Consider the following 19,048-nt stretch of genomic DNA (forward strand, 5'->3'; position numbering starts at 1 on the left):
AACGATTCTGGCAGAACCCGCCCATCGAATGCTACCCGCCCTCTCGCAGGCGGCCGGTCAGATGGAGCGAACGATGTCGAGTAAGTGGGGTTCGACGAGCGCGCGTAGCTGTTCGTTCGCATAGCCGGCCCAACCGACGGGCGTCGTGGTGTCGAGCGAGAAGTCGAGTGTCTGCCCGTCGAGCCCCGTCACAATGACCCCCGCCTCGCGGGCGATCATCTCCGTGCAGAGGTCGTAAGGATGCGGGCAGAGCCCGCCCCTACCCTCTCGCGCGAATAGCACCGACCGGATGTCGGCCACGAATAGGTCATGTCCCACAATCAGTTCGTATAGCTGCCCACCGCTGGACACGTATTGGTCGTCGAAGACGCGATCCGTGGCATTTGGGGGCAACACACGCTGGAACAGCTCCCACTCCAACTCCGCAATCCTGGTCTTGCCTTCCGGAAAGAACTTGGCAAAGCCCGCGAAGCCGTTCTGCAACCCGCTCGCTCGGCTCGGTCGCGGCTCGAACCCGGAAACATGACCCGTGCGAAGGTCGTGCATCTCTGCAGTCGTTCCGCCGCCAGCTACCGCCCAGATCTGAGCCGCGAGGCACTGGCGCGTGGTCGGAATCTCGGTCTGCACGGCAACTCGGATGTCGCGCGAGGTAGGCATGCCCTCCGACGGCATTGGGGCCACGGCGCACAAAGTCCACGCTGCCCTCTTGTCGAACATCAGGGAGCGCGTACCGTCCACGGGGTCCACGATGAGCACGAACTCGGCCTCGCCTTCGTGTGCCGAGTGCGGAAACACCTCGCGACCTCCGGGCAATCCCTCCGCAACCAGGACAAAGGACCGCTCCCTGCCCCATTCCGCGCAGAACTCAGCCAACACCCCTTCGACGCCTTCGTCCAGACGATATATTGTATCGTCCTCCGACTCCCGGGCAACCTGTTGTAGGAGCTCCGTGTTCTGCCCAGCGAGAGCCGTAGAAGCTGATCCCCTGATTCGCAGGCCTAGCTCCCGCAGCTTCTCAACGTAGTACCCATCATCCCAGTCTCGCACGAACACCAGGTTCATGCGGATGCCTCTGGGTCCTGCAGCCGCAAGCAGGAAACGGGACGGGCGCGGCGAATGTGTATCAGGATGATTCGGCTCCTTGCGCGGTTGGATAGGCTGGACCGCCGTTGGCTCTACCTCACGCTGGTGGTGGCGGTTGCCTTTCCGCTATTCGTGGATGTGAAGCTCCCGAGCCGGATGGGTCACGAGGCACGGGGACTGTATGACGCCATCGAGCGGCTCGACACGAAGAGCATCGTTCTGGTTCACAGCGACTGGGATGCGGGAACCCTCGGCGAGCTGAAAGGCCAGTTCACAGCCATCATTGCCCACCTCTTCCGGAACAACATCAAGTTCGCGGTGATCTCCGCCATCCCGCAGGGTCCCGCTTTCTCGGACGAGGTGGTGGACCGCCTCGCCGCTAAGTACGGGAAGAAGTACCTCGATGACTGGGTCCAACTCGGCTATCGCATCCCGACGAGCAACATCGCACAAGGTATCCAATCCCTCTCGAAGGACTTCCGCGGTACCGCACCAACCGAGATTCGTGAGAACCGGGACGTGAGCACGATCCCTTGGCTGGCGCAGGTCAGCAACTGCGGAGACTTCGATCTCCTGATCAGCGTCTCCTACGCACCGTATCTCGAGTACATCCAGTTTGGCTATGAGGTGTACGGTACGCCCTACGTGGCCGGCGTGTGCAGCATCAGCACCACCAACATGTACCCGTTGATGGACGCTGGGCAACTCAAGGGAATGCTCGTCGGCGCGCGGGGCGGCGCGGAATACGAGGGCATTATGGGGCTGCCCGAATACGATGCCCAGATGAAGGCCACAGAAAAGGAGCGAAAGAAGCGCTGGAGTGACCTTTCCTACGCGACAAAGGTGATCAAGTCACAGAGTTGGGCGCATCTGTTGCTGATCTTCGGGGCTATCGCCGGCAACATCGGCGCGTGGGCGCGAATGAAGGAAGAGGGTAAGAAGAGCAGATGACCCCTCGCCGAAGGCTGACTCTGGTGATTTGGGGCGTAGTGATTATCGTACTGCTCGCCCTGGGCATCCCGCGCTGGATCAAGTACGGATACGCCGAGATCGGCGTGTGGGTGGCAGCGCTCAGCACTCTCGCCATCTTCAGCTTCCTGTACGAAGAGAACGCCGCATACCGGCTGGCCGAGCACCTGATGCTCGGCACATCCATCGGATTCGCTATCGGAGCGACCATCATGGACATCCTTCGGCCGAACTGGTGGGTGCCGATGCTGCAGGGCTTCGAAACCCTGTTCGGCGGCACGGGCGGCAGCGCCGAGGTCTGGGGGGCCGCCGGGGCCATCTTCTTCGGCGTCTCCGCAGGCGTGATCGGCCTCCTGTGGTACGGCCTGTTTCATCCGAAGACCCTGTGGCTCTCCCGATTGGTGATGGGCATCGTGATGGGCGGTGGCGCCGGCCTTGCCATCAAACAGCAGTTCGTGTTGAACGTGCCGCAGGTCACCGCATCGTTCAAGTCACCCATCGTGCTGAACGACGTCGGCGGCTTCGACGCCGCGGCTAGTATCAACAACACCATCTTCCTGGTCGCGCTGCTGCTCACCATCAACTTCTTCTTCTTCAGCTTCGACCACAGCCGGAAAATCGGTGAATGGGCCCAGGGGCTCTTGGACCGCTTCCCCGTAGGTCTGCGGTGGGCCCCGGGGCTGGTGTTTATGCTGTTCTCGGGGCGGTTCTGGCTTATGCTCGCATTCGGGGTGTTCTTCGGCAACACCGTAATGACCCGACTCTCCGTATTCATAGAGAGGGTGTGGTATCTGGTGGACACGTGGGCACGGCCGCTGTTCTCGGGCGTGTCACCGGTAGGACAGTAGGACCTGCTACCTCCGAGGTACCGGATCCGCCAATAAGGTAATATCCCGGCACGAGGCACCTACATTCCCCATGCTGAACGACCTTTTCCGACGCTGGTTCGATACGAGTGACAAGGAAATCAAGGCGGCTGAGCCTATCGTCGCCGCCGTGAACGCGCTCGAGCCCGAGATGCAGGCGCTGAGCTTGGCTCGCCTTCGGGAGAAGTCGGACGAGTTCCGAAAAAGGCTGCAGGACGGCGAGACCACCGATGACTTGTTGGTCGAGGCCTTCGCCGTTTGCCGTGAGGCTGCACGGCGAACGCTGAACATGAGACACTTCGACGTGCAGCTCATGGGCGGGGTGGTGTTGTACAAGGGAATGATCGCCGAGATGAAGACCGGCGAAGGCAAAACCCTCGTGGCAACGCTTCCCCTTTACCTCATCGGCCTCGAAGGGCGGGGCGCCCACCTCGTCACGGTCAATGACTACCTCGCCCGCCGTGACGCGGTCTGGATGGGAGCCATCTACCACGCCCTGGGGCTGAGCGTGGGTGTCATCCAGGGGCAAAGTGCCGAGTCGGACGAGTTAGGTGGCTCCTATCGCTATGTGCCCGGCTACGAGGCTGCAGACCCCCGATATAACAATCTGGAGCCATGCACTCGCCGCGAGGCCTACGAGTGCGATATCACCTACGGCACTAACCATGAGTTCGGGTTCGACTACCTTCGCGACAACATGGCGTTCGACAAGTCGCAGCTCAACCAGCGGGAACTTCACTACGCCATCGTGGACGAGGTTGACAGTATTCTGATCGACGAGGCACGAACCCCTCACATCATCTCGGGTATCGCCTCGGAGGACGTATCGGTCTACGGGAAGATTGACAGCGTGGTCAAGCGGCTCGTGAAGGACCAGCACTTCACAGTAGATGAGAAGTCGCACCAAGTTTCGCTCAATGACTCCGGCTACGAACGCATTCAGGAGCTGTTAGGCATCGCGAACCTCGCCGAGCATCCAGAGATGATGCACTACGTGAACGCCGGGTTGAAGGCACATCATCTCTTCCACCGAGACGTCGAGTACGTAGTGAAGGATGGCGAAGTGGTGATCGTGGACGACACCACCGGACGCCTGATGTTCGGAAGACGATTCTCGGATGGCTTGCACCAAGCCATCGAAGCAAAGGAAAAGGTGCCGATCCGACACGAGAGTCAGACCGTCGCCGTTATCACCTTCCAGAACCTCTTCCGCCTTTATCACAAGCTGGCAGGCATGACAGGTACTGCGAAGACGGAAGAGGACGAGTTCCGCAAGATCTACGGCCTCGAAGTGGTAGTGGTACCGACGTACAAGAAGATGATCCGGACCGATCATCCGGACGTCGTGTACAAGTCCGAAGAACAGAAGTTTCGCGGGATTGCACGCGAGATACTACGCCTCTATGTGAAGCAGCAACCCGTTCTGGTAGGCACCCGCTCCATCGAGATGTCGGAGAAGGTCTCAGGCAGGCTCACCGCAGACAAGCTGCAGACACTGATCCTGATTGACCGCATCCGCGACAAGATTCAGGGTGACAAGTCGATCTCCAAGCAGGATCGCAGTGAGATTCTCGAGGTCATCAACCGCCCGCTGGAACCGCCGACTGAAAACTCCCAGCTCCCGGGACAGCAAGTGAAGAAAGCTCCTCGCGAGCTGCTGAAGCGATCCGATCTGCACGACATCCTTCGTCGCTTCGGGATTGCAACCGACCCGCTTGCTCCCGAACACGGGGAGTGGTTCGTCAACCAACACGGTCTGCCTGCCGAGAACATCGAGCACTTCGACGAAGCCATCCGCCATGGCATCCCACACAACGTTCTGAACGCGAAGTTCCATGAGAAGGAAGCGCTTATCATCGCCGAAGCCGGGCGCAAGGGTGCTGTCACCATCGCTACTAATATGGCAGGTCGTGGCGTGGACATCCTTCTCGGTGGAAGTATCGCCAAACAGGAGGACACGCAGAGCGTCGAGCAGCAGGAGGCAGAGGCGAAGGAGATTGCTGCGGGCACCTTTGTCAGCCACCGACGCGGGGGCAAGCAGCGTGCCGCACCACCATTGCCGCTCTCCGAACAGGAACGCTCGGAGCTTGCCGCCGAGGTGGTGAAGCTAGGTGGGCTCTACATCCTCGGCACCGAAAGGCACGAGAGCCGTCGCATCGACAACCAGCTCCGAGGGCGCTCCGGCCGTCAGGGCGACCCGGGCGAGAGCCGCTACTTCGTGTCACTGGAAGACCGTCTTTGGCAGGTGTTCGGCGCAAACATGCTCGCAAACCCCTTGCTGAAGAGCTGGCCAGAGGACGAGCCAATCGAAGTCAAGTTTCTCAGTAACACCATTCGCAAGATTCAGGAGCGCATCGAGTTCCACTTCTTCGAATACCGCAAGCACGTGCTGGAGTACGACGACGTGATCAACGTGCAGCGCGAGAAGATCTACTCGGATAGGCGCAAGGTGCTGTTAGGCGCCGACATGCGCGATAAGGTGCTGGAAGACCTCGAGACCGAAATTGAATTGCGGCTCGACGCGTTCTTCGACCCCGAGACTAACGAGTGGAACTACGAGGGCGTGTATCGTAGCATGAACGAGCTGTTCCCACTCGTTCAGTACGTACCGCTCGAAGAGATTCAGGGGCTAAAGCGCGAGGAACTGTACGATAAACTCGTCTCGACGATGCATCGGGCCTATGAAGACCGCGAGCGAGAGTTGGGGACGGAGACCGTAAGGATGTTGGAGCGCATGATCGTGCTCCGTGCCATCAACGACAAGTGGATGGAACACCTCGCAAGCATTGACCAACTGCGTGAGGGCATCGGCCTGCGCGGCTACGCACAGCAGGATCCACTAATCGCGTTCAAGAAGGACTCGCACGAACTGTTCCTGGAGACGTTGGCAAACATCAGTCGCATGGTGGCGATGTGGGCCTTCCACGTTCAGGTGCAACGCGAACCGGTGACGCCGAGACAGATGGTACGACTGGACGAACATCCTGCCGGCTCGCAGGCCTCGCCGCCCGAGGCGCTGGCCGGACGCCCGACGAACGACGGGCGCCGCGACGGCGTAGATAAGCCCCGTGCGATCACCCCATCTTCCGGCGGCAAGGTCGGGCGCAACGATCCGTGTCCGTGCGGGAGCGGAAAGAAATACAAGTTCTGCTGCATGCGCAAGGCGGTGTAAGACCCCGCACCCCGCGCTCACAACCACCACCACTCGCTACGCCCTATCCCTGACCACTGCGAGTGGTCAGGGATAGGGGCGAGAGGGTGGTCCGGTACGCTTTGGATATGACCTACACCTGTCCCCGTCATGCTGAGCCCGTCGAAGCATGAGGCCGGGAGCTGCCATGGTAGTCCCCGACGCTATCAGCATGCGGCTTGCCCGGGCATGCTTCGACGGGCTCAGCATGACGGGTACGTCGTCCTTCGTATGCAAAGCACAAGATATGCATAACGCCAGGCCGAGAGACATTATCAACCAGGGAACCTCCTATTCTTCACCACTTCGAGTGGTGAGGAATAGGAGCGAGAGGAGACCGTCCTCACGATCAAGAGAGACAGGTGGCGTGAATCCGGCCTGACAAGCACATACCCCTCACCACTCGAAGCGGTGAGGGGTAGTGACTTAGCTAGTTAGTGGTCGCGTAGCGACTACTTGCGGCGGCGGAGCGCCAGCAGGCCGACGAGGCCAGCGCCGAGTGCGGCGATAGTCCCCGGCTCGGGAATGGTGTACAAGGTGTACGCCATATCGAGCGACCGCCAGCCCGACGGCAGAACGCCGTCATACAGGCTCACAGTGTCGGACGGATCAACGCCCCAGTTCGCCCAGGGCGCGTAGCCGAAGTAGTTGGACGCGAACGCTGCGTCGTCGTTCCAGTTATAGCCACGCTGCCGGAAGTTCCAGTAGAACGCATCGAAGTACCCGTCCGTGATCATCTCGCCCTGGATGCTGATCCAGTAGACCTGAGGATTGGTCGGAGTGCCTTCCTGGAAGAAGTACTGATCGGGCCGGAAGATGGCCATGAACGTGCCGTCGCCATTGTCCCACCAGCCGGGCTCGCACTGCGCGGCAGCGTTGTCCACGCGAATCTCGTGGAGCAGCGTGCCGGGATGGCTCGCGTCGTCGGGAGTGGCAGGAACGTCTGTCCAGAACCTGATCACGAAGTTGTCAATCCAGATGTTCCCGTAGTATGACCAGCCAGCGAACTTCACAGCCACGATCGGCTGAAGGTCCGTGCACAGGAAGTCGTCCGCTGAGATCGCGTCGCTCGGCGTATCGTAGTCGAGCCAGCTGGCACCACCGTACGAGTCGATGGCGTCCATCTGGTCCCACTTCTTGATCAAGCCGCAGTCAGTGCCCTGGGCAAACGCGGAGGCGACGAATCCGCTCGCTAGCAGAAGCGTGATGTATCGTTTCATGTGCTCCGTTTCCTCTAGAGTTACAGCATTGCCATCCGAGAGGCAACAAACCAAATAAGCCATCCAAGGAAAAGGAGCCAGAATAGCAGTTGGTTACATTCTACACCCGATTCTGCGTTCCTGCAATCGAACGACGACAAACTTCCACAGAAAAACGATGCCTAGGCAGGCTAAACAGTATGTTCGCTGTGCCCCGAGGGTGCTCAATGTGGCAAATGCCCGCCCGCTTTGCACTTCGCGGAGATACGGCCAACATGCCACCGCCGCTTGCGGTGGAGGGTTGCCGCCACCCTCGGGCCGCTCGCGCCCCTGCGACATGCTGAAGCCGCGATCGCCCGTCGGGGCCGATTGCGCCCCCGGAGCCCGTGAGATAGTCTGGGAGAGCCTCCACCGCAAGCGGCGGAGGCGTCGCAAGCGCAACTCAGGTCTTGTTGGAAGAGCCCTTTACCACTATGCCGGCTTTGCGAAGGGCTTGGAGCACGCTGGCGAAGTCTCCCTCAGGCTGAACGTACTCCACCACGGTCCCGCTCTTGTCCACAACCACCGACAGCGGCATCGCATGAACCAGGTAAGTCGCATGGGCCGCCCCCGAACTATCGGTGTAAGCCGGGACAGTCATCTGGTGGGCCCGCAGAAAGTCCTGCGCGATGAGATTGCTCTCCGCAGTAACGGGCAGGATCACCAGGTGATTTCGGTCCGTTGCCTCGAATAGCCTCTGAATCTCCTTCATCCGCTCCACGCACTCGGTGTGATACGAGGTCCAGAACTCGATGTACACCACCTTGCCCTTCAGCGAAGACAGCAAGAGCGGGTTGCCATCGAGGTCTGTCACGCTGAAATCGAGCGCCGGCTTGCCAACGAAGGTCTTGCGGTCGACCCGAGTCGGTCCCTGCTGAGCCACGCACCAGCAGGCAAGCAGCATCACCGACAGCCAAGTCAGGCGGTAGGCTAGACGATGTTGGTTGGGTGACGGCTGGTTCATATGGAGGCTCCGATCCCTATTTTCGGCGTTTCGCCTCGCCAGACCTTTCCGATGCGGCTTCGACGTAGCGCAGTCGCCCGGCACGGTAGTCATCCCAGACTTTCAGCACCGCGTTACGGTGCGGGCGAACTCGGCAGTGCCCGTCCTCGTTGCGCTTCTCGTCGCACACCCCCATCGGCACACACTTCGGCACCACCAGCCGGCCGAAGAACTCGTCCGCAGCCATCAGCTCCTTGCGAATAAGCTTGAACAATTGCCGAATCTCCCACTGCGCCAGCAGGCAGATCCGCAACCCCGCCATGTGGATCAGCTCTCGCAGGTTCACGGTCATAATCAGATTGGTGGTCGTCGCGTTGGGCAGGACGAACCGCGCGTCCTCTGCAGGCATGCCGAGATCGAGTAGCCGCTGATATGCCTCCTCGTCGGTCCGCATCACTTCCTCGAAACTCGCTTGCGCTGCCTCGTCTTCGGCGATGGAGGGCGGCACAACCTGTTGGGCCTCCTTGAACTTCACATAGCGCTGGCTTTGCTGATCGAACGCCACCCCGATACGGTGGCGCACGAGCTGATGCGATAGCGCTCGGCTCACTCCCGAGATCGCGAACGTGAACGAGATGTGCTCGATGGTGCTGTGGTGACCGGACGAAAGGACGTGGTCGATCACCCGGATCACCTTCGCCGGGTCCGTCTTTCCCTCGCGATACTCCTGCCAGATCTCGTGGGGCGGCGTCTCGCTGTAGCAGGTGCGTGCGGCCAGGTAGATCAGGCCGCGGTAGTATTCGCGGATCACCTCCCGGCTGGGAAAGATAAGGTCCACGCGCATCGGGCCTACGGACGCCAAAGTTTCCCCCTCATGCTCGGACGGTACTACTGATACGATCTAGACGAGTGCCACCGCTCCAACCTACCCAACCTCGGCTGTCCCCACCGGTGCTGCAACCTGTGCGTGCAGGTGTCCGCTCGTCGTGGAAGGCCCGATGGCAACTACTACATCGCCTGGCCGCAACACCAGATCAGGCGTTGCCACCATGTGCCTGCCTTCTCGAACGACTGCCACGATAGCAGTGCCGTCCGCGAAGTAGAGGCTACCAACCGCTTTACCACAGGCGGGCGAGCGGTTCGTGATCTCGGCCTCGGCCACCTCCAGCCCCCCACCCTGCAACGCCCCGATGGGCAGCACCTCCCCGGTCTCTATCTCCTGTTCGATCAGGTTATAGATGATGGTGGTGCTGCTGATCACGACATCCACGCCGAGTCGACGGAACAACTCCTCATGGCGCGGGTCAATCACCCTGGCAATGGTTCGCTTTACGTTGAACCGCCGTTTCGCCATCTGGCACACGACGAGATTGTCCTCGTCATCACCGGTGATCGCCGCGACGACGTCGGCCCTGCCGATACCCGCCTCCGCCATGACTCGCACTTCGCAACCGTCACCGTGCAGCACCGCATCGGCCCCGAAGAGCTCCTGGAGATACTGTGCACGCGACTTGCTCTTCTCGATCATCAGGAACTCGTGGCCCTCATTGCGCAACCTCCTCGCAACTTGGGCGCCAATCGCCCCTCCGCCAACCAGCACTACGTACATGTCATGCCTCCCGCGCCATCACTTGCCCGCTGAAGCGAGGATGTACTCCTCCACGGGACGCATCTCGCGCTCATGGAGCCAGTCCGCAAACACACCGCCCAGAATCAGGCATTCACTGATTGTGAAGAACCCTAGTTTCCTGTACTCCTCGCCCCGGATCGGGTCGTTGATCTTGCCCCCTACGCGTGGGATTCCGAATCGGTCTCGCGCGATCTGCATCGCCATGATGTTCGTGTTGTCCCCTTGAGTGCAGGCGAAGAAGGCGTCCGCCTTCGCCGTGTTGGCCTCCTCGAGCACGTCCTCGTCGAGCACGTTTCCGGTCACGGTCTTGATGTTCGCCGGCGGGGTCTTGCCGAATCGCCGAAACGAATCGCGTTGGAGGTCCACAACAGCGATGCTATGGCCTTCGCTGCTGAGCAATTTGGCAAGCGTGGATCCGGTCCGCCCGCATCCTGCGATCACGATCTTCACGGGTTGGTATCTCCTGCTGAGCTCGGTGGAATACCTTCGAGGGTGGAATTCTCATGGTACCCCGCGGACACCGGCGCTGCGGCCCTGCGGTAGTAGTTGGGCTCGTTCTTGGCGATCAGTTCTAGACGAGTCACGTCTTCGCGATCCCGAACGATGCATAGCGGCAGCGCGAGTAGGAACGTCACCGCGCACAAAGCAGCACCGATCGAAGCGATTCGTGCGAGGCCCTCCGCAGCCGATGGGATGAGCGATGCCCCCGAACGAGCTGCCCAGAAGATGCTGAGGGCAATCGGTAGAGAGATCACGAACCAGCCCAAGGCTGCCCATTGCTGCACGGAGAGGTTGGGGGCCGGAGGCGTGACCCCGGTTAGAGCCAGATGCACCCCGGCGAAGTCCGCGTACCGGAAGATGAAGCTGAGCAGTCCAACTACTACTAGCCCTATGGCCATGAGCCAGGCCCACACTGTGTGGGTACGCGTCCAAGTCAGATAAGCAGTCCCGGCAGGGTTCGCGCCGGTGGGAGCATCCGATGCCGAAGCCGCATAGCCGAAGCCGCCAATCAGTAGTGAGTACCAAACGCCCACCGCCCAGCTTTCGCTGCCCAAGTACGCGACTAACCCCACGGTAAGCCCGCAAAGAACCGCCAGCGTTGCCCTGAGCCGCTCCGGCAGGCTCAATCGCAAACGCGCCGAGAGCACGAGCAGCGAAGCCGCAAACGCCCAGGCCAGAAGGAACCGAGCCAGAAGCCCGAAGGCGCCGTCTACCAGCGCCGAGGTGGCGATGCTCCGGAAGAGCCATCCCGTCCAGAGCTCAGGCCCTCCGGACACCGTGTTCCAACCCGAGAACTCCATCGCAGATATCTGGGGAATCTGAGCGCGGTATCCATCGTTGCGCCGGGCCTGCGTCACCACGAAGCGGTCTTGCAGTTGGGCCTCCGCCGGCGGCAACGTGTCCCAAATGGCGCGCCGAAACTCCGCGCGCCGTTCCTCTGCCACCCGCGGCGATGTCACCGTCTCCGTATTCCCCCACTCGATGGCCGACTCGACGATGCCGATACCAACCAGTCCCGCGACTACCTGCCTAGCCTGGTCTCGAAGTAACGCACCGTTTTGTGCGTTCAGCAATCGCAGTCGCACCTGCTCGGCTCTCGACCCCTCCGCAGTCACGCGCTCCAGAAGCGCGGTTGCGGTCTCTTCGATGAGTGCAGGGTGAGGAAGCCGAAGCATGGCGATAGCAGGAAAACGCTGCCGGACGCCTCGCTGGCCATGCATCAGCTCCAGCAGGTCCCACTGCGCGAACACTTCCTCCTCGGCATAGTCTCGCCAGAGTGTCTTGTCTGCGGCAATTTCCCACTGTTCGAGAGCCCGTTCTGGCTGTCCGAGACCCATGTATGCGGCAGCCAGCATCTGCACGAAGAAAGCGTTGTTCGGCTGCCTTTTGCTGCCTTCGGCCATCAGTATCCGAAGGCGCTCCCAGTCGTGAGGAGTGGCCTTCCAGGCCTCGTCCTGCTTGGTCTCGCCCTTGAAGCTGACCGCGGCAGCGTAGTAGCGGCCTAGGTGTGCGTGCAAAGATACGCGATGCGGGAAGCGCTTGAGCAGTTCTTCCAGAACCCGTATCCTCTCCCGAACCAGAGCGGCGTCCTGTTCCTTCTTAGGCTCTCCAGTGGTCATCGTGGCTACCGCGAGCCAGTACGAGAAAATGTGTTCTTCCTCTTTGGGAACCGTAGGCTCCACGGCCAAGCCGAGGTGCTGAGAGACCGCCCTTTGCCACACGGGGACCTCATTAAAACCGAAGAACAGCCCGTCAACTACGTGCCAACGGGCCGCCGGGGAGAGCAACACGGCAAGACTGCACCCGACGGCAACGCCCGCCCAAAGCCAGCGTGCCGCACCTGCCATCACGACGGTACTCTACCGCATCTATCCGGTAGCTCGCGTCGGCTCGTGTTTTTCCTTGTTCTCCTCCACCGGAAGGTCTCGGTGGTACCACAGCGGCGAGTTGCGATCGAGCTTGTACTGTTCGAGCAGATCGTCTGGCCGAACATTTGCGCTGGCATCGGGCGATGCGGAAGGACGGTTCGGCGACTCACCGAGTGCCGCATACTGCAGGACGGCGGTCATCAAAACGGCAGCAGCCGTCGCGGCGACCGAGAACTGCCTCCAATGCGTCCAGCTCGGCCTCTGCAGGCCAGCAAGCCTCAACGCGGACACCACATGATCGTCGAAATCGGGTGAAGGAACGACGTCGGCCGATGCCGACAACTCCTGGGATAACCTATGAATGAGATCCCTCTGCACGCGGCAAGGCTCGCACATCGCGAGGTGCTTCTCCAGCCGCTTCCTTCGCGACTCCGAAAGGTAACCGTCATGCAAAAGGCTTATGTCGGCTCGAAATCGAGCACACCCTCTGCGAATGAAGATCAATTCTGGTCCTCCTTCATTGCCGAAACCCACAGTCGCCGGAAACGTTCCCGCGCAGCATGAAGCCGGGAACGCACCGTGCCAACCGGCACACCCGTGGCGGTAGCAACCTCGTCGTAGCTCAGCCCCTCCATCTCCCGCAGGACGAGCGTCGCTTTGAGTTCCGGCGGCAGCTCCTCCAAGAGTTGCCGGACAAGAAGTCGCGTCTCTATGGAGCCCCGCCCGTATTCCACGACGGCGTCAAAGGGTGTCAGATCTGCGCGGCGGACTCGAAGTCTGTCCACGCACAACCTGACGACGATACGATACAGGAAGCCGCCGAAGGCGCAGTCGTCTCGAAGACGGCTGAGGTCGCGAAAGGCCTTGACGAAGGCGTCCTGCGCAACGTCCTCGGCCTCAGAACGATCATGGATTAGCCCGACCGCGATGCGCACCAGCCGCGCGCGATAGCGGGCGATGAGGCATCGCAGTGCTACTTCATCGCCGCTTCGGCAACGCCGTACCAGGTCCGCCTCTTCGGCTCGAATGGCGGCCTGCGCAAAACCCTGAGGATGCGCTTCCATAGCGGTCACATTGGGAAGACGTGCACAGAAACCCCAAACGTTCGCTCGCAGGACCGATGTCGGGTCCTGGAACGTCCAACCCACCCTTCCATTATATCAAGACGCTGGCAGAACCGCGATCCTTGCGGGGTGCGGTCGAGAACCCAGCATTTTTGTGGAGTCATCAGCGTACATACTCTGATGTTTCGGCTGAGCTTCGGGTCGGCGAATCGCCAACCGCCGTCCGACGCGAGATGCCAAGCGGCGGGGCAGTGAAGGCTAGCCTCCGGTAGCAACCAACCTATCCGGCTCCGATGCCCTACGCACCGGCGTCAATGCCGCAATAAATCCGTTGGCCGCGAAGTAAACCATCGCAAGTTCCAGCGGAAACCGGTAGCGCGCAATGACGTACGTTGCGAGGCACGACAGGACCGCCATCGCGGCCAGCGTCCATGGCCACAGGGTCTCCCGGAAGGGCATCGGCCCACGCACGAATCCGTATACAGCCAACAGGATCATCAGCCCCCACATCACCGACCACACGACTGCAGCCAGCTCGGCCACCTTGCCGGTCAGCGTCACGTCCAGCATGTGGGGTGGAGTGATCAGCAACAACGCCTTCACACCCACCAGCTCCAGTGCCCGCCCGGTATCTTCCCTCCAAAACCGGAGCACCTCAGTCCGGAAGCGATCGGCAAGGTCCATCTCGAGGTACTTCGACCGACGCGGCTCGCCGGCGGGCCACGACCAGAGGATCTCTCCGGCCCTCTCCGGATACCTACCGTCGGCAATGGCGCTATTGCCCATGTACAGGTTGAACCAGCCGTTGCTGGTCACCGGCACGATCCGTTCGAACAGCATGTAGTTGCGGAGCGTCCACGGGGCGACGGTCAGTACGGCGCAGGCGAGGAAAACGGCCATCCCCTTCGCCTCGTCTCGCCGCGTAGACGAAGTGGCTACTCTGGCGATTACATACAGCAAAGCCATCGGCAGAAACGCCTCGCGGGTCAGGACTGCCAGGCCACAGAGCACACCGGCCAGCACCACCTGCCCGAGTCTCGGGCGACCTGGCCGCTCCAGCAACCACCACACGAGCAGCACTAGTAGGAAGAACAGGTTCTCGGTATACATCCTGCCCGCCAAACGCACGAACGGAACGTACACGGACAGGACGGCTACCGAGAAGAGGGCTGCGACGTCACCCAGCCTGCGCCGCACCACGAGCCCGAAGAGCAGGATCGTCGCCACACCCATCAACGCCTGCGCGACCACCACTGGCTCCCGTTTCTCGCCGAACACCTCGAAGAAACCCGCCATGAAGCCGACGTAAGCCGGGTACCGGTAGGCAACCACCCCGCCCTCGTGGAAGCCATCGCCCCGCACGAGGTTGGACGCGATCTTGAGATAGGCCTGCTCGTCGCTGATGGCCTGTTCGAGTGTGACAACGTTTGCGAGGCGCAGGAGCAGCGCCACGAGGAGCCACAGAGTCAGACGGCGCCGGAATGCAGCCTCGCGATCATGCATCGCTATCCCGCTCTGCGTCGCCGGGCGTTGGCTCGGATTTGGTCAATCTCCTCTGATGGGACCTCGCGCTCGAAGCTGCGAAAGCCCGCCAACCGGAAACCGTGCTTCTTCGCGAGTTCGCTCATCTCCCGGACCTGCTCCACGGTCACAGTCTTGCCGACGGTATAACTCTCCTTACGGCCTTCGAGGGCGAGCAGCATTGTCTCGCACATACACGCGTAGGCAGTGTTCTTGGGGAAGCCGAAGTCGAAACCGAAGTCCACCTGCCCCGGAACGGCCACGACGCCCCCCTCCACCACCAGCACGTCGTCTCGCTCGCGGGCGACTCGCCAAGACACGTCTCTCGGCCGGGCAACATCACATACCACAGCGCCCGACTTAAGGTGGCGCGGCTCGATGATCTCGGTCCCCGCGCTGGTTACAGTCACTACCACGTCGGCATCTCGTAGGCCCTCCGCGAGTCCCTCAGCAACAGTAACGCACACACCGTTCCTGGAAACTAATTCGCGAACTTCTTCCACTCGCTCCCGGTCACGACCCACCAGTGCGGTTGAAGCAAATAGCGGCGCCATGACCTGTACGCAGGTCTTGCCTATGGAACCCGTCGCACCGACCACCGCCAACTTGGCGCTTCGGACATCAATCTCCATTAGTTCCGCGGCGCGCAGGGCCCCTTCGATAGCTGTAGCAACCGTATAGGAGTTACCCGTCGTGACTGCGACCGGAGCGTTGCGCGCGATTGTCTCGCCACCATCACCCACGACCGCCGTGAACGCGCCCAGGCCGACCACCTCGGCTCCCAGGTCGGCGGCTGCCTTCACGGCGTCACCGACAATCCGATAGGCTTTCTCCTCCGGCATGCGCATCAACATGTTGGGAGTTGCGGGGCAGCCCACGAAGTGGCCGTTCGTCACTGCACCAGCCTCCGAGCGAACCATTACGCCGTCCGACAGGACCATCGGCTTCATGCGTGCCAGCGCGGCCTCGATGAGCCGTGTCGGCGCGAATCGCGCAATCGGGTACTTGCGCGCGACGTCGCGACGCGCATCCACCGGGTGAACCACGAAGCCGAACTCGGTCATGCCACCACACCCTCCAGTTCGGTCACCGTGGGCCGCCAGCCGAGTCGCTCTAGCGCATGCGTGTAGTCCGCCTCTGTCATCTCCTCTGGCCGCCTACCCAACATCGCGACGAGCACCGCCTCCATCACGTTCGTACCAAAGCTCTCGCCATCCATTTGGGGCGTCGTAGTCACGACGGTGCGAACCCCAGCCTCACGCAAAAGCTCGAGGTCGGCCTTGCGGATAGTGTTGGTCAGAATGACCTTGCCAGGCAGCTTTTCCGGCATGTAGCGGCGGATATAGTGCCAGTCTCCCGCGATGAGGTCGGCCCACTCGAACACCTTGCGCGCCTTCGGCAGCCTCGTCTCTTGCTTAGCACCGGTCGGATAGAACCACTGGAATGGAAGCCGCGTGATAATGGGAAGCATCACCGAGCCCAGTAGCTTGATAGAGCCGTACCCTCGAATCGGAATGGGCAGGCCCAAGCCGAAGATCACATCGCCAAACGCGGTCATGGCACACACTTGGGCCAACGCCTGTGCCATGCCAAAGCGATCCACCGCCATCACGAGGAAAGCGTTCATGCCGGACAGGGGAAGGATGCGGTGGTCCTGCAGGTAGTGCACCGCTTGTCGCTCGAGGCTGTTTTTCAGCCCGCTACCGTCAACCACGGGCGTAACGCGGGCCCCCGAAACGAGCCTCCGAATCTGGCGGAACGTGTAACGGCGCTCGCCCAGCCACAGGTACATGTCCGCGCCACCGATCCCCAGCGCGTCTACCTTGCCATCCAGCTCGCGGAACAATGAAGCGAAACGGTCCAGGTCGCCGTCCGTGCCGATCCGTTCAATGCGAAACGGCTCACCGAACAGGGTCGCCTCGACCGTCTTGTTGCGCTTGCCGGACCCCAGACTCACAGATACGACGTGCTTCAAGTTCGCGAACGGATTGTAGCACACGGTCCATAAGCACACCCATTCTGGCCGAGCAGGGTGCGAACCGACTACAATGGGGACGACCGAACCCAAGGAGGAGCCATGGCAGGGGAGTTCATGGTGCACATCGTAAGCACCGTAAGAGGCGACGACAATCGCCTCGTCACCTACAACTTGTCCTTCGACACCGAGCAGGAAGCCGACCGGTTCACAGAGATGTTGATGGAAGCTGTCCCCAAGGGCGGAATGATCAAGATCGCGGACGACGAGCGGATCCGGCAGTCCAATTTCATCAACGCCGCGCAGATACTCGAGATACGAAGACGGCATAAGAGGGCCGGAGAGCGGTAGTTCCGCCGCGGTTACGCAATGTCACTCTATCTCAGGGCGCTCGTAGACGCAGTAATCGAGGCCAGAACCGACTTCCTCTGGTGGCGGCCCGTGCTCGCATCGCTGCTCGACCAGCCCGCGTTCGCCTATCTGCCCGAAGATGTCGCGCGCGAGCTGCGGCGCTTCTTGGCCGACGGGAAGTCTGCGACGCGCGGACTGAGCGAGTTATGGACACGCTGCTTCCGAGCTCTGGAAAAGGGCAAGACACCGCCCTTCTCGCTTCCAGAGCCGCCCGAACACTTAGAGCTTCGCTCGGAGAGACCGCGCGACTGGAACCAGCTGTTCGCACTCAACGAGATCGCCGTCATCCTGGGCAAGGCCGGGGATGATGGGTTGGCAGTACACGACCCCGGCATCGCGGACCTCTCCATGGACGACGTGGCAGCCATACTGCGGCGACTCGCCGAGGATATAGAGGGCGCAGGGTTTGCGCCGTCTGCTGTTCTCGCACACGACCGAGAGTCCGTGCCGATTGCGCTCGCACTGGCTCAGCACTACCGCTGCGGCATCGAGCCCACCGCGCACTCGGGTGGCGATTGCCTCTACGTGTTTGGCAACCTCTTTTATGCGGGTGCCTTGGAGCGCGCGCGGTTGCTGCTGGAAGAGATCCGACCCGCTCGAACGCTGGCAGCAGCGATGCTTCTCTCCGAGAATCCGAACGCTATGCGGCTTATCCCCGATGTCATCGGGCTGCAGGTAGGTTCGGGGGCGCTCCCCTGGGGCAAGGCTGCCGGGGTAGGAGTCCTGCTGCGCCCCGATCCGCAGTTGGGCGAAGAAGGCGAGGCGGTCGCGGATCCCGAGGCGTTCCAGCGTAGCCGAGACAGGCGCCCCCTAGAGGAGATTGCGAGCGACCTGCTGCAGCGCATGCGCGCGGTCCCTCGCGACCTGTATGAGGATCATACGCTGCTCGCCTCCGACGTGCTTCGTCGCAGCCTGGCGCGCAAGACCACCTGCCTGCGAAGATTCGCATGGCGCGCGCTCCGATCCGACGAGGAGGCGAGCGACTGGCACACGCTGCTGCCACCCTTCCCCAGCCTCATCGGCACACCGTTCAGCGAGCTTCCGGACAAGCCCACCGTGAGCATGTTACGCGACGCCGACCCCGAGGAAGAGCAGCTCCGCTTCATGGACTGGGTGACGCCCGCACTGCAGAAGCCGATGGAAGTGTGGGCCAAGCAGGACGTGCGAGGCCAGACCTACATCCACTACATCGCCGGGGTGCGGGACCCGAGGGTGCCCGAACCGATGGCGTTCGTGGTGGAGACCGTCCCCTACGGCGACGAGACGGCCCTGAACAACTTCACGCTGTTCTTTGACGCCGGGGACGCGGACGAACTGCGCTTCGGCCGCCTGCTGCATTCGGCGGAGGCGGAGAGTGCCGCAGCCTTCCCCGATGTACCCTCACTGAATTGAGAAGGCCGGCCTGCCGACCTTGCCCGACGGCAGCGCCGCCGAGTTCCAGCCGATGGGCAGGTGGTCGAAGCCAGCACGGCGTCCATCATCCGCGGGTTGTTGGCAGCGCGTGTTGCGCATCGAGTAGATCGCCGGCACGTAGGTCATGGGGCCCTCTCACCTCCTTCTCCGCCGGAGCATCAGGTGCGCACACGGCAAGAGCAGCCACAGGGCGCCCGGCTTCGGGACCGGGGTGGAGAGGTAGAGAGACCACTCGAACGTGGCGGGGTCGGCCACCGTCCAGAGGACCTCGCCGCCGTCGTTCAGGTCGCACACCTGGACGCCGCTGTAGTTCGTCACTCCCACCCCGGCGATCAGGTTCACGTCGTTGACGAAGAGGTCGTTCCAGCAGCGCGAG

Annotated in this window: 19 protein-coding genes; 5 read left to right on the forward strand and 14 right to left on the reverse strand. The window is 61.6% G+C overall.

The window, feature by feature from the left end; translation table 11 throughout:
* Positions 1-57: 57 nt before the first annotated feature.
* Positions 58-1,062 carry an inositol monophosphatase gene (locus HRF45_10675; GenBank protein MEP0766988.1) on the reverse strand — a complete coding sequence of 335 codons (1,005 nt, stop codon included), beginning with the start codon at positions 1,060-1,062 and terminating at the stop codon, positions 58-60.
* A 66-nt stretch (positions 1,063-1,128) separates the two neighbouring features.
* Here HRF45_10675 and HRF45_10680 point away from each other — a divergent pair, with 66 nt between their 5' ends.
* The 3 genes from HRF45_10680 to HRF45_10690 all read left to right on the forward strand — a co-directional run bounded on the left by HRF45_10680 (position 1,129) and on the right by HRF45_10690 (position 6,090).
* Positions 1,129-2,034: a hypothetical protein gene (locus tag HRF45_10680; protein MEP0766989.1), complete on the forward strand. Its 906-nt coding sequence runs from the start codon at positions 1,129-1,131 to the stop codon at positions 2,032-2,034.
* On the forward strand, positions 2,031-2,900 hold the full coding sequence (locus HRF45_10685; protein ID MEP0766990.1) for a hypothetical protein: 870 nt from the start codon (positions 2,031-2,033) through the stop codon (positions 2,898-2,900). The genes HRF45_10680 and HRF45_10685 overlap by 4 nt, the downstream gene beginning before the upstream one ends.
* A gap of 70 nt (positions 2,901-2,970) precedes the next feature.
* Complete coding sequence (locus HRF45_10690) at positions 2,971-6,090, forward strand: SEC-C domain-containing protein (protein ID MEP0766991.1); 3,120 nt, start codon at positions 2,971-2,973, stop codon at positions 6,088-6,090.
* Between the two features lie 470 nt (positions 6,091-6,560).
* Here the strand turns inward: HRF45_10690 and HRF45_10695 are convergent, their stop codons facing one another.
* The 11 genes from HRF45_10695 to HRF45_10745 form a co-directional block, all read right to left on the reverse strand.
* Positions 6,561-7,328: a PEP-CTERM sorting domain-containing protein gene (locus tag HRF45_10695; protein MEP0766992.1), complete on the reverse strand. Its 768-nt coding sequence runs from the start codon at positions 7,326-7,328 to the stop codon at positions 6,561-6,563.
* A gap of 421 nt (positions 7,329-7,749) precedes the next feature.
* A complete protein-coding gene (locus HRF45_10700) occupies positions 7,750-8,310 on the reverse strand; it encodes a TlpA family protein disulfide reductase (GenBank protein MEP0766993.1) in 561 nt (186 codons plus the stop codon).
* 16 nt (positions 8,311-8,326) lie between these two features.
* On the reverse strand, positions 8,327-9,151 hold the full coding sequence (thyX, locus tag HRF45_10705) for an FAD-dependent thymidylate synthase (GenBank protein MEP0766994.1): 825 nt from the start codon (positions 9,149-9,151) through the stop codon (positions 8,327-8,329).
* 63 nt (positions 9,152-9,214) lie between these two features.
* Positions 9,215-9,898, reverse strand: coding sequence for an NAD-binding protein (locus HRF45_10710; GenBank protein MEP0766995.1), 684 nt, complete (start codon positions 9,896-9,898; stop codon positions 9,215-9,217).
* An 18-nt stretch (positions 9,899-9,916) separates the two neighbouring features.
* Positions 9,917-10,369, reverse strand: a complete 453-nt coding sequence (locus HRF45_10715; GenBank protein ID MEP0766996.1) for a TrkA family potassium uptake protein — start codon at positions 10,367-10,369, stop codon at positions 9,917-9,919.
* Positions 10,366-12,267, reverse strand: a complete 1,902-nt coding sequence (locus tag HRF45_10720; GenBank protein ID MEP0766997.1) for a hypothetical protein — start codon at positions 12,265-12,267, stop codon at positions 10,366-10,368. The genes HRF45_10715 and HRF45_10720 overlap by 4 nt, the downstream gene beginning before the upstream one ends.
* Before the next feature lie 21 nt (positions 12,268-12,288).
* Positions 12,289-12,792 carry a zf-HC2 domain-containing protein gene (locus HRF45_10725; GenBank protein ID MEP0766998.1) on the reverse strand — a complete coding sequence of 168 codons (504 nt, stop codon included), beginning with the start codon at positions 12,790-12,792 and terminating at the stop codon, positions 12,289-12,291.
* Positions 12,789-13,436 carry a sigma-70 family RNA polymerase sigma factor gene (locus HRF45_10730; GenBank protein ID MEP0766999.1) on the reverse strand — a complete coding sequence of 216 codons (648 nt, stop codon included), beginning with the start codon at positions 13,434-13,436 and terminating at the stop codon, positions 12,789-12,791. The genes HRF45_10725 and HRF45_10730 overlap by 4 nt, the downstream gene beginning before the upstream one ends.
* A 174-nt stretch (positions 13,437-13,610) precedes the next feature.
* Positions 13,611-14,855, reverse strand: coding sequence for a glycosyltransferase family 39 protein (locus HRF45_10735; protein ID MEP0767000.1), 1,245 nt, complete (start codon positions 14,853-14,855; stop codon positions 13,611-13,613).
* 2 nt (positions 14,856-14,857) lie between these two features.
* Complete coding sequence (locus HRF45_10740; GenBank protein ID MEP0767001.1) at positions 14,858-15,937, reverse strand: shikimate dehydrogenase; 1,080 nt, start codon at positions 15,935-15,937, stop codon at positions 14,858-14,860.
* Positions 15,934-16,848 carry a quinate 5-dehydrogenase gene (locus HRF45_10745; GenBank protein MEP0767002.1) on the reverse strand — a complete coding sequence of 305 codons (915 nt, stop codon included), beginning with the start codon at positions 16,846-16,848 and terminating at the stop codon, positions 15,934-15,936. Before HRF45_10745 ends, HRF45_10740 begins: the two co-directional genes overlap by 4 nt.
* Before the next feature lie 102 nt (positions 16,849-16,950).
* Between HRF45_10745 and HRF45_10750 the strand changes: the two genes are divergently transcribed.
* On the forward strand, positions 16,951-17,199 hold the full coding sequence (locus tag HRF45_10750) for a hypothetical protein (GenBank protein ID MEP0767003.1): 249 nt from the start codon (positions 16,951-16,953) through the stop codon (positions 17,197-17,199).
* Between the two features lie 18 nt (positions 17,200-17,217).
* Positions 17,218-18,651, forward strand: a complete 1,434-nt coding sequence (locus HRF45_10755) for a hypothetical protein (GenBank protein MEP0767004.1) — start codon at positions 17,218-17,220, stop codon at positions 18,649-18,651.
* On the opposite strand, the gene HRF45_10760 is transcribed toward HRF45_10755, so the two are convergent.
* Both HRF45_10760 and HRF45_10765 read right to left on the reverse strand, forming a co-directional pair.
* Positions 18,640-18,798 (reverse strand): hypothetical protein, encoded by a 159-nt coding sequence (locus tag HRF45_10760; GenBank protein ID MEP0767005.1) that lies wholly within the window; start codon positions 18,796-18,798, stop codon positions 18,640-18,642. The genes HRF45_10755 and HRF45_10760 overlap by 12 nt on opposite strands.
* A 9-nt stretch (positions 18,799-18,807) precedes the next feature.
* Positions 18,808-19,048 (reverse strand): hypothetical protein (locus tag HRF45_10765; GenBank protein MEP0767006.1); only part of this gene is annotated, 241 nt, incomplete at its 5' end.

The organism is Fimbriimonadia bacterium, from assembly GCA_039961735.1.
Taxonomy (GTDB): domain Bacteria; phylum Armatimonadota; class Fimbriimonadia; order Fimbriimonadales; family JABRVX01; genus JABRVX01.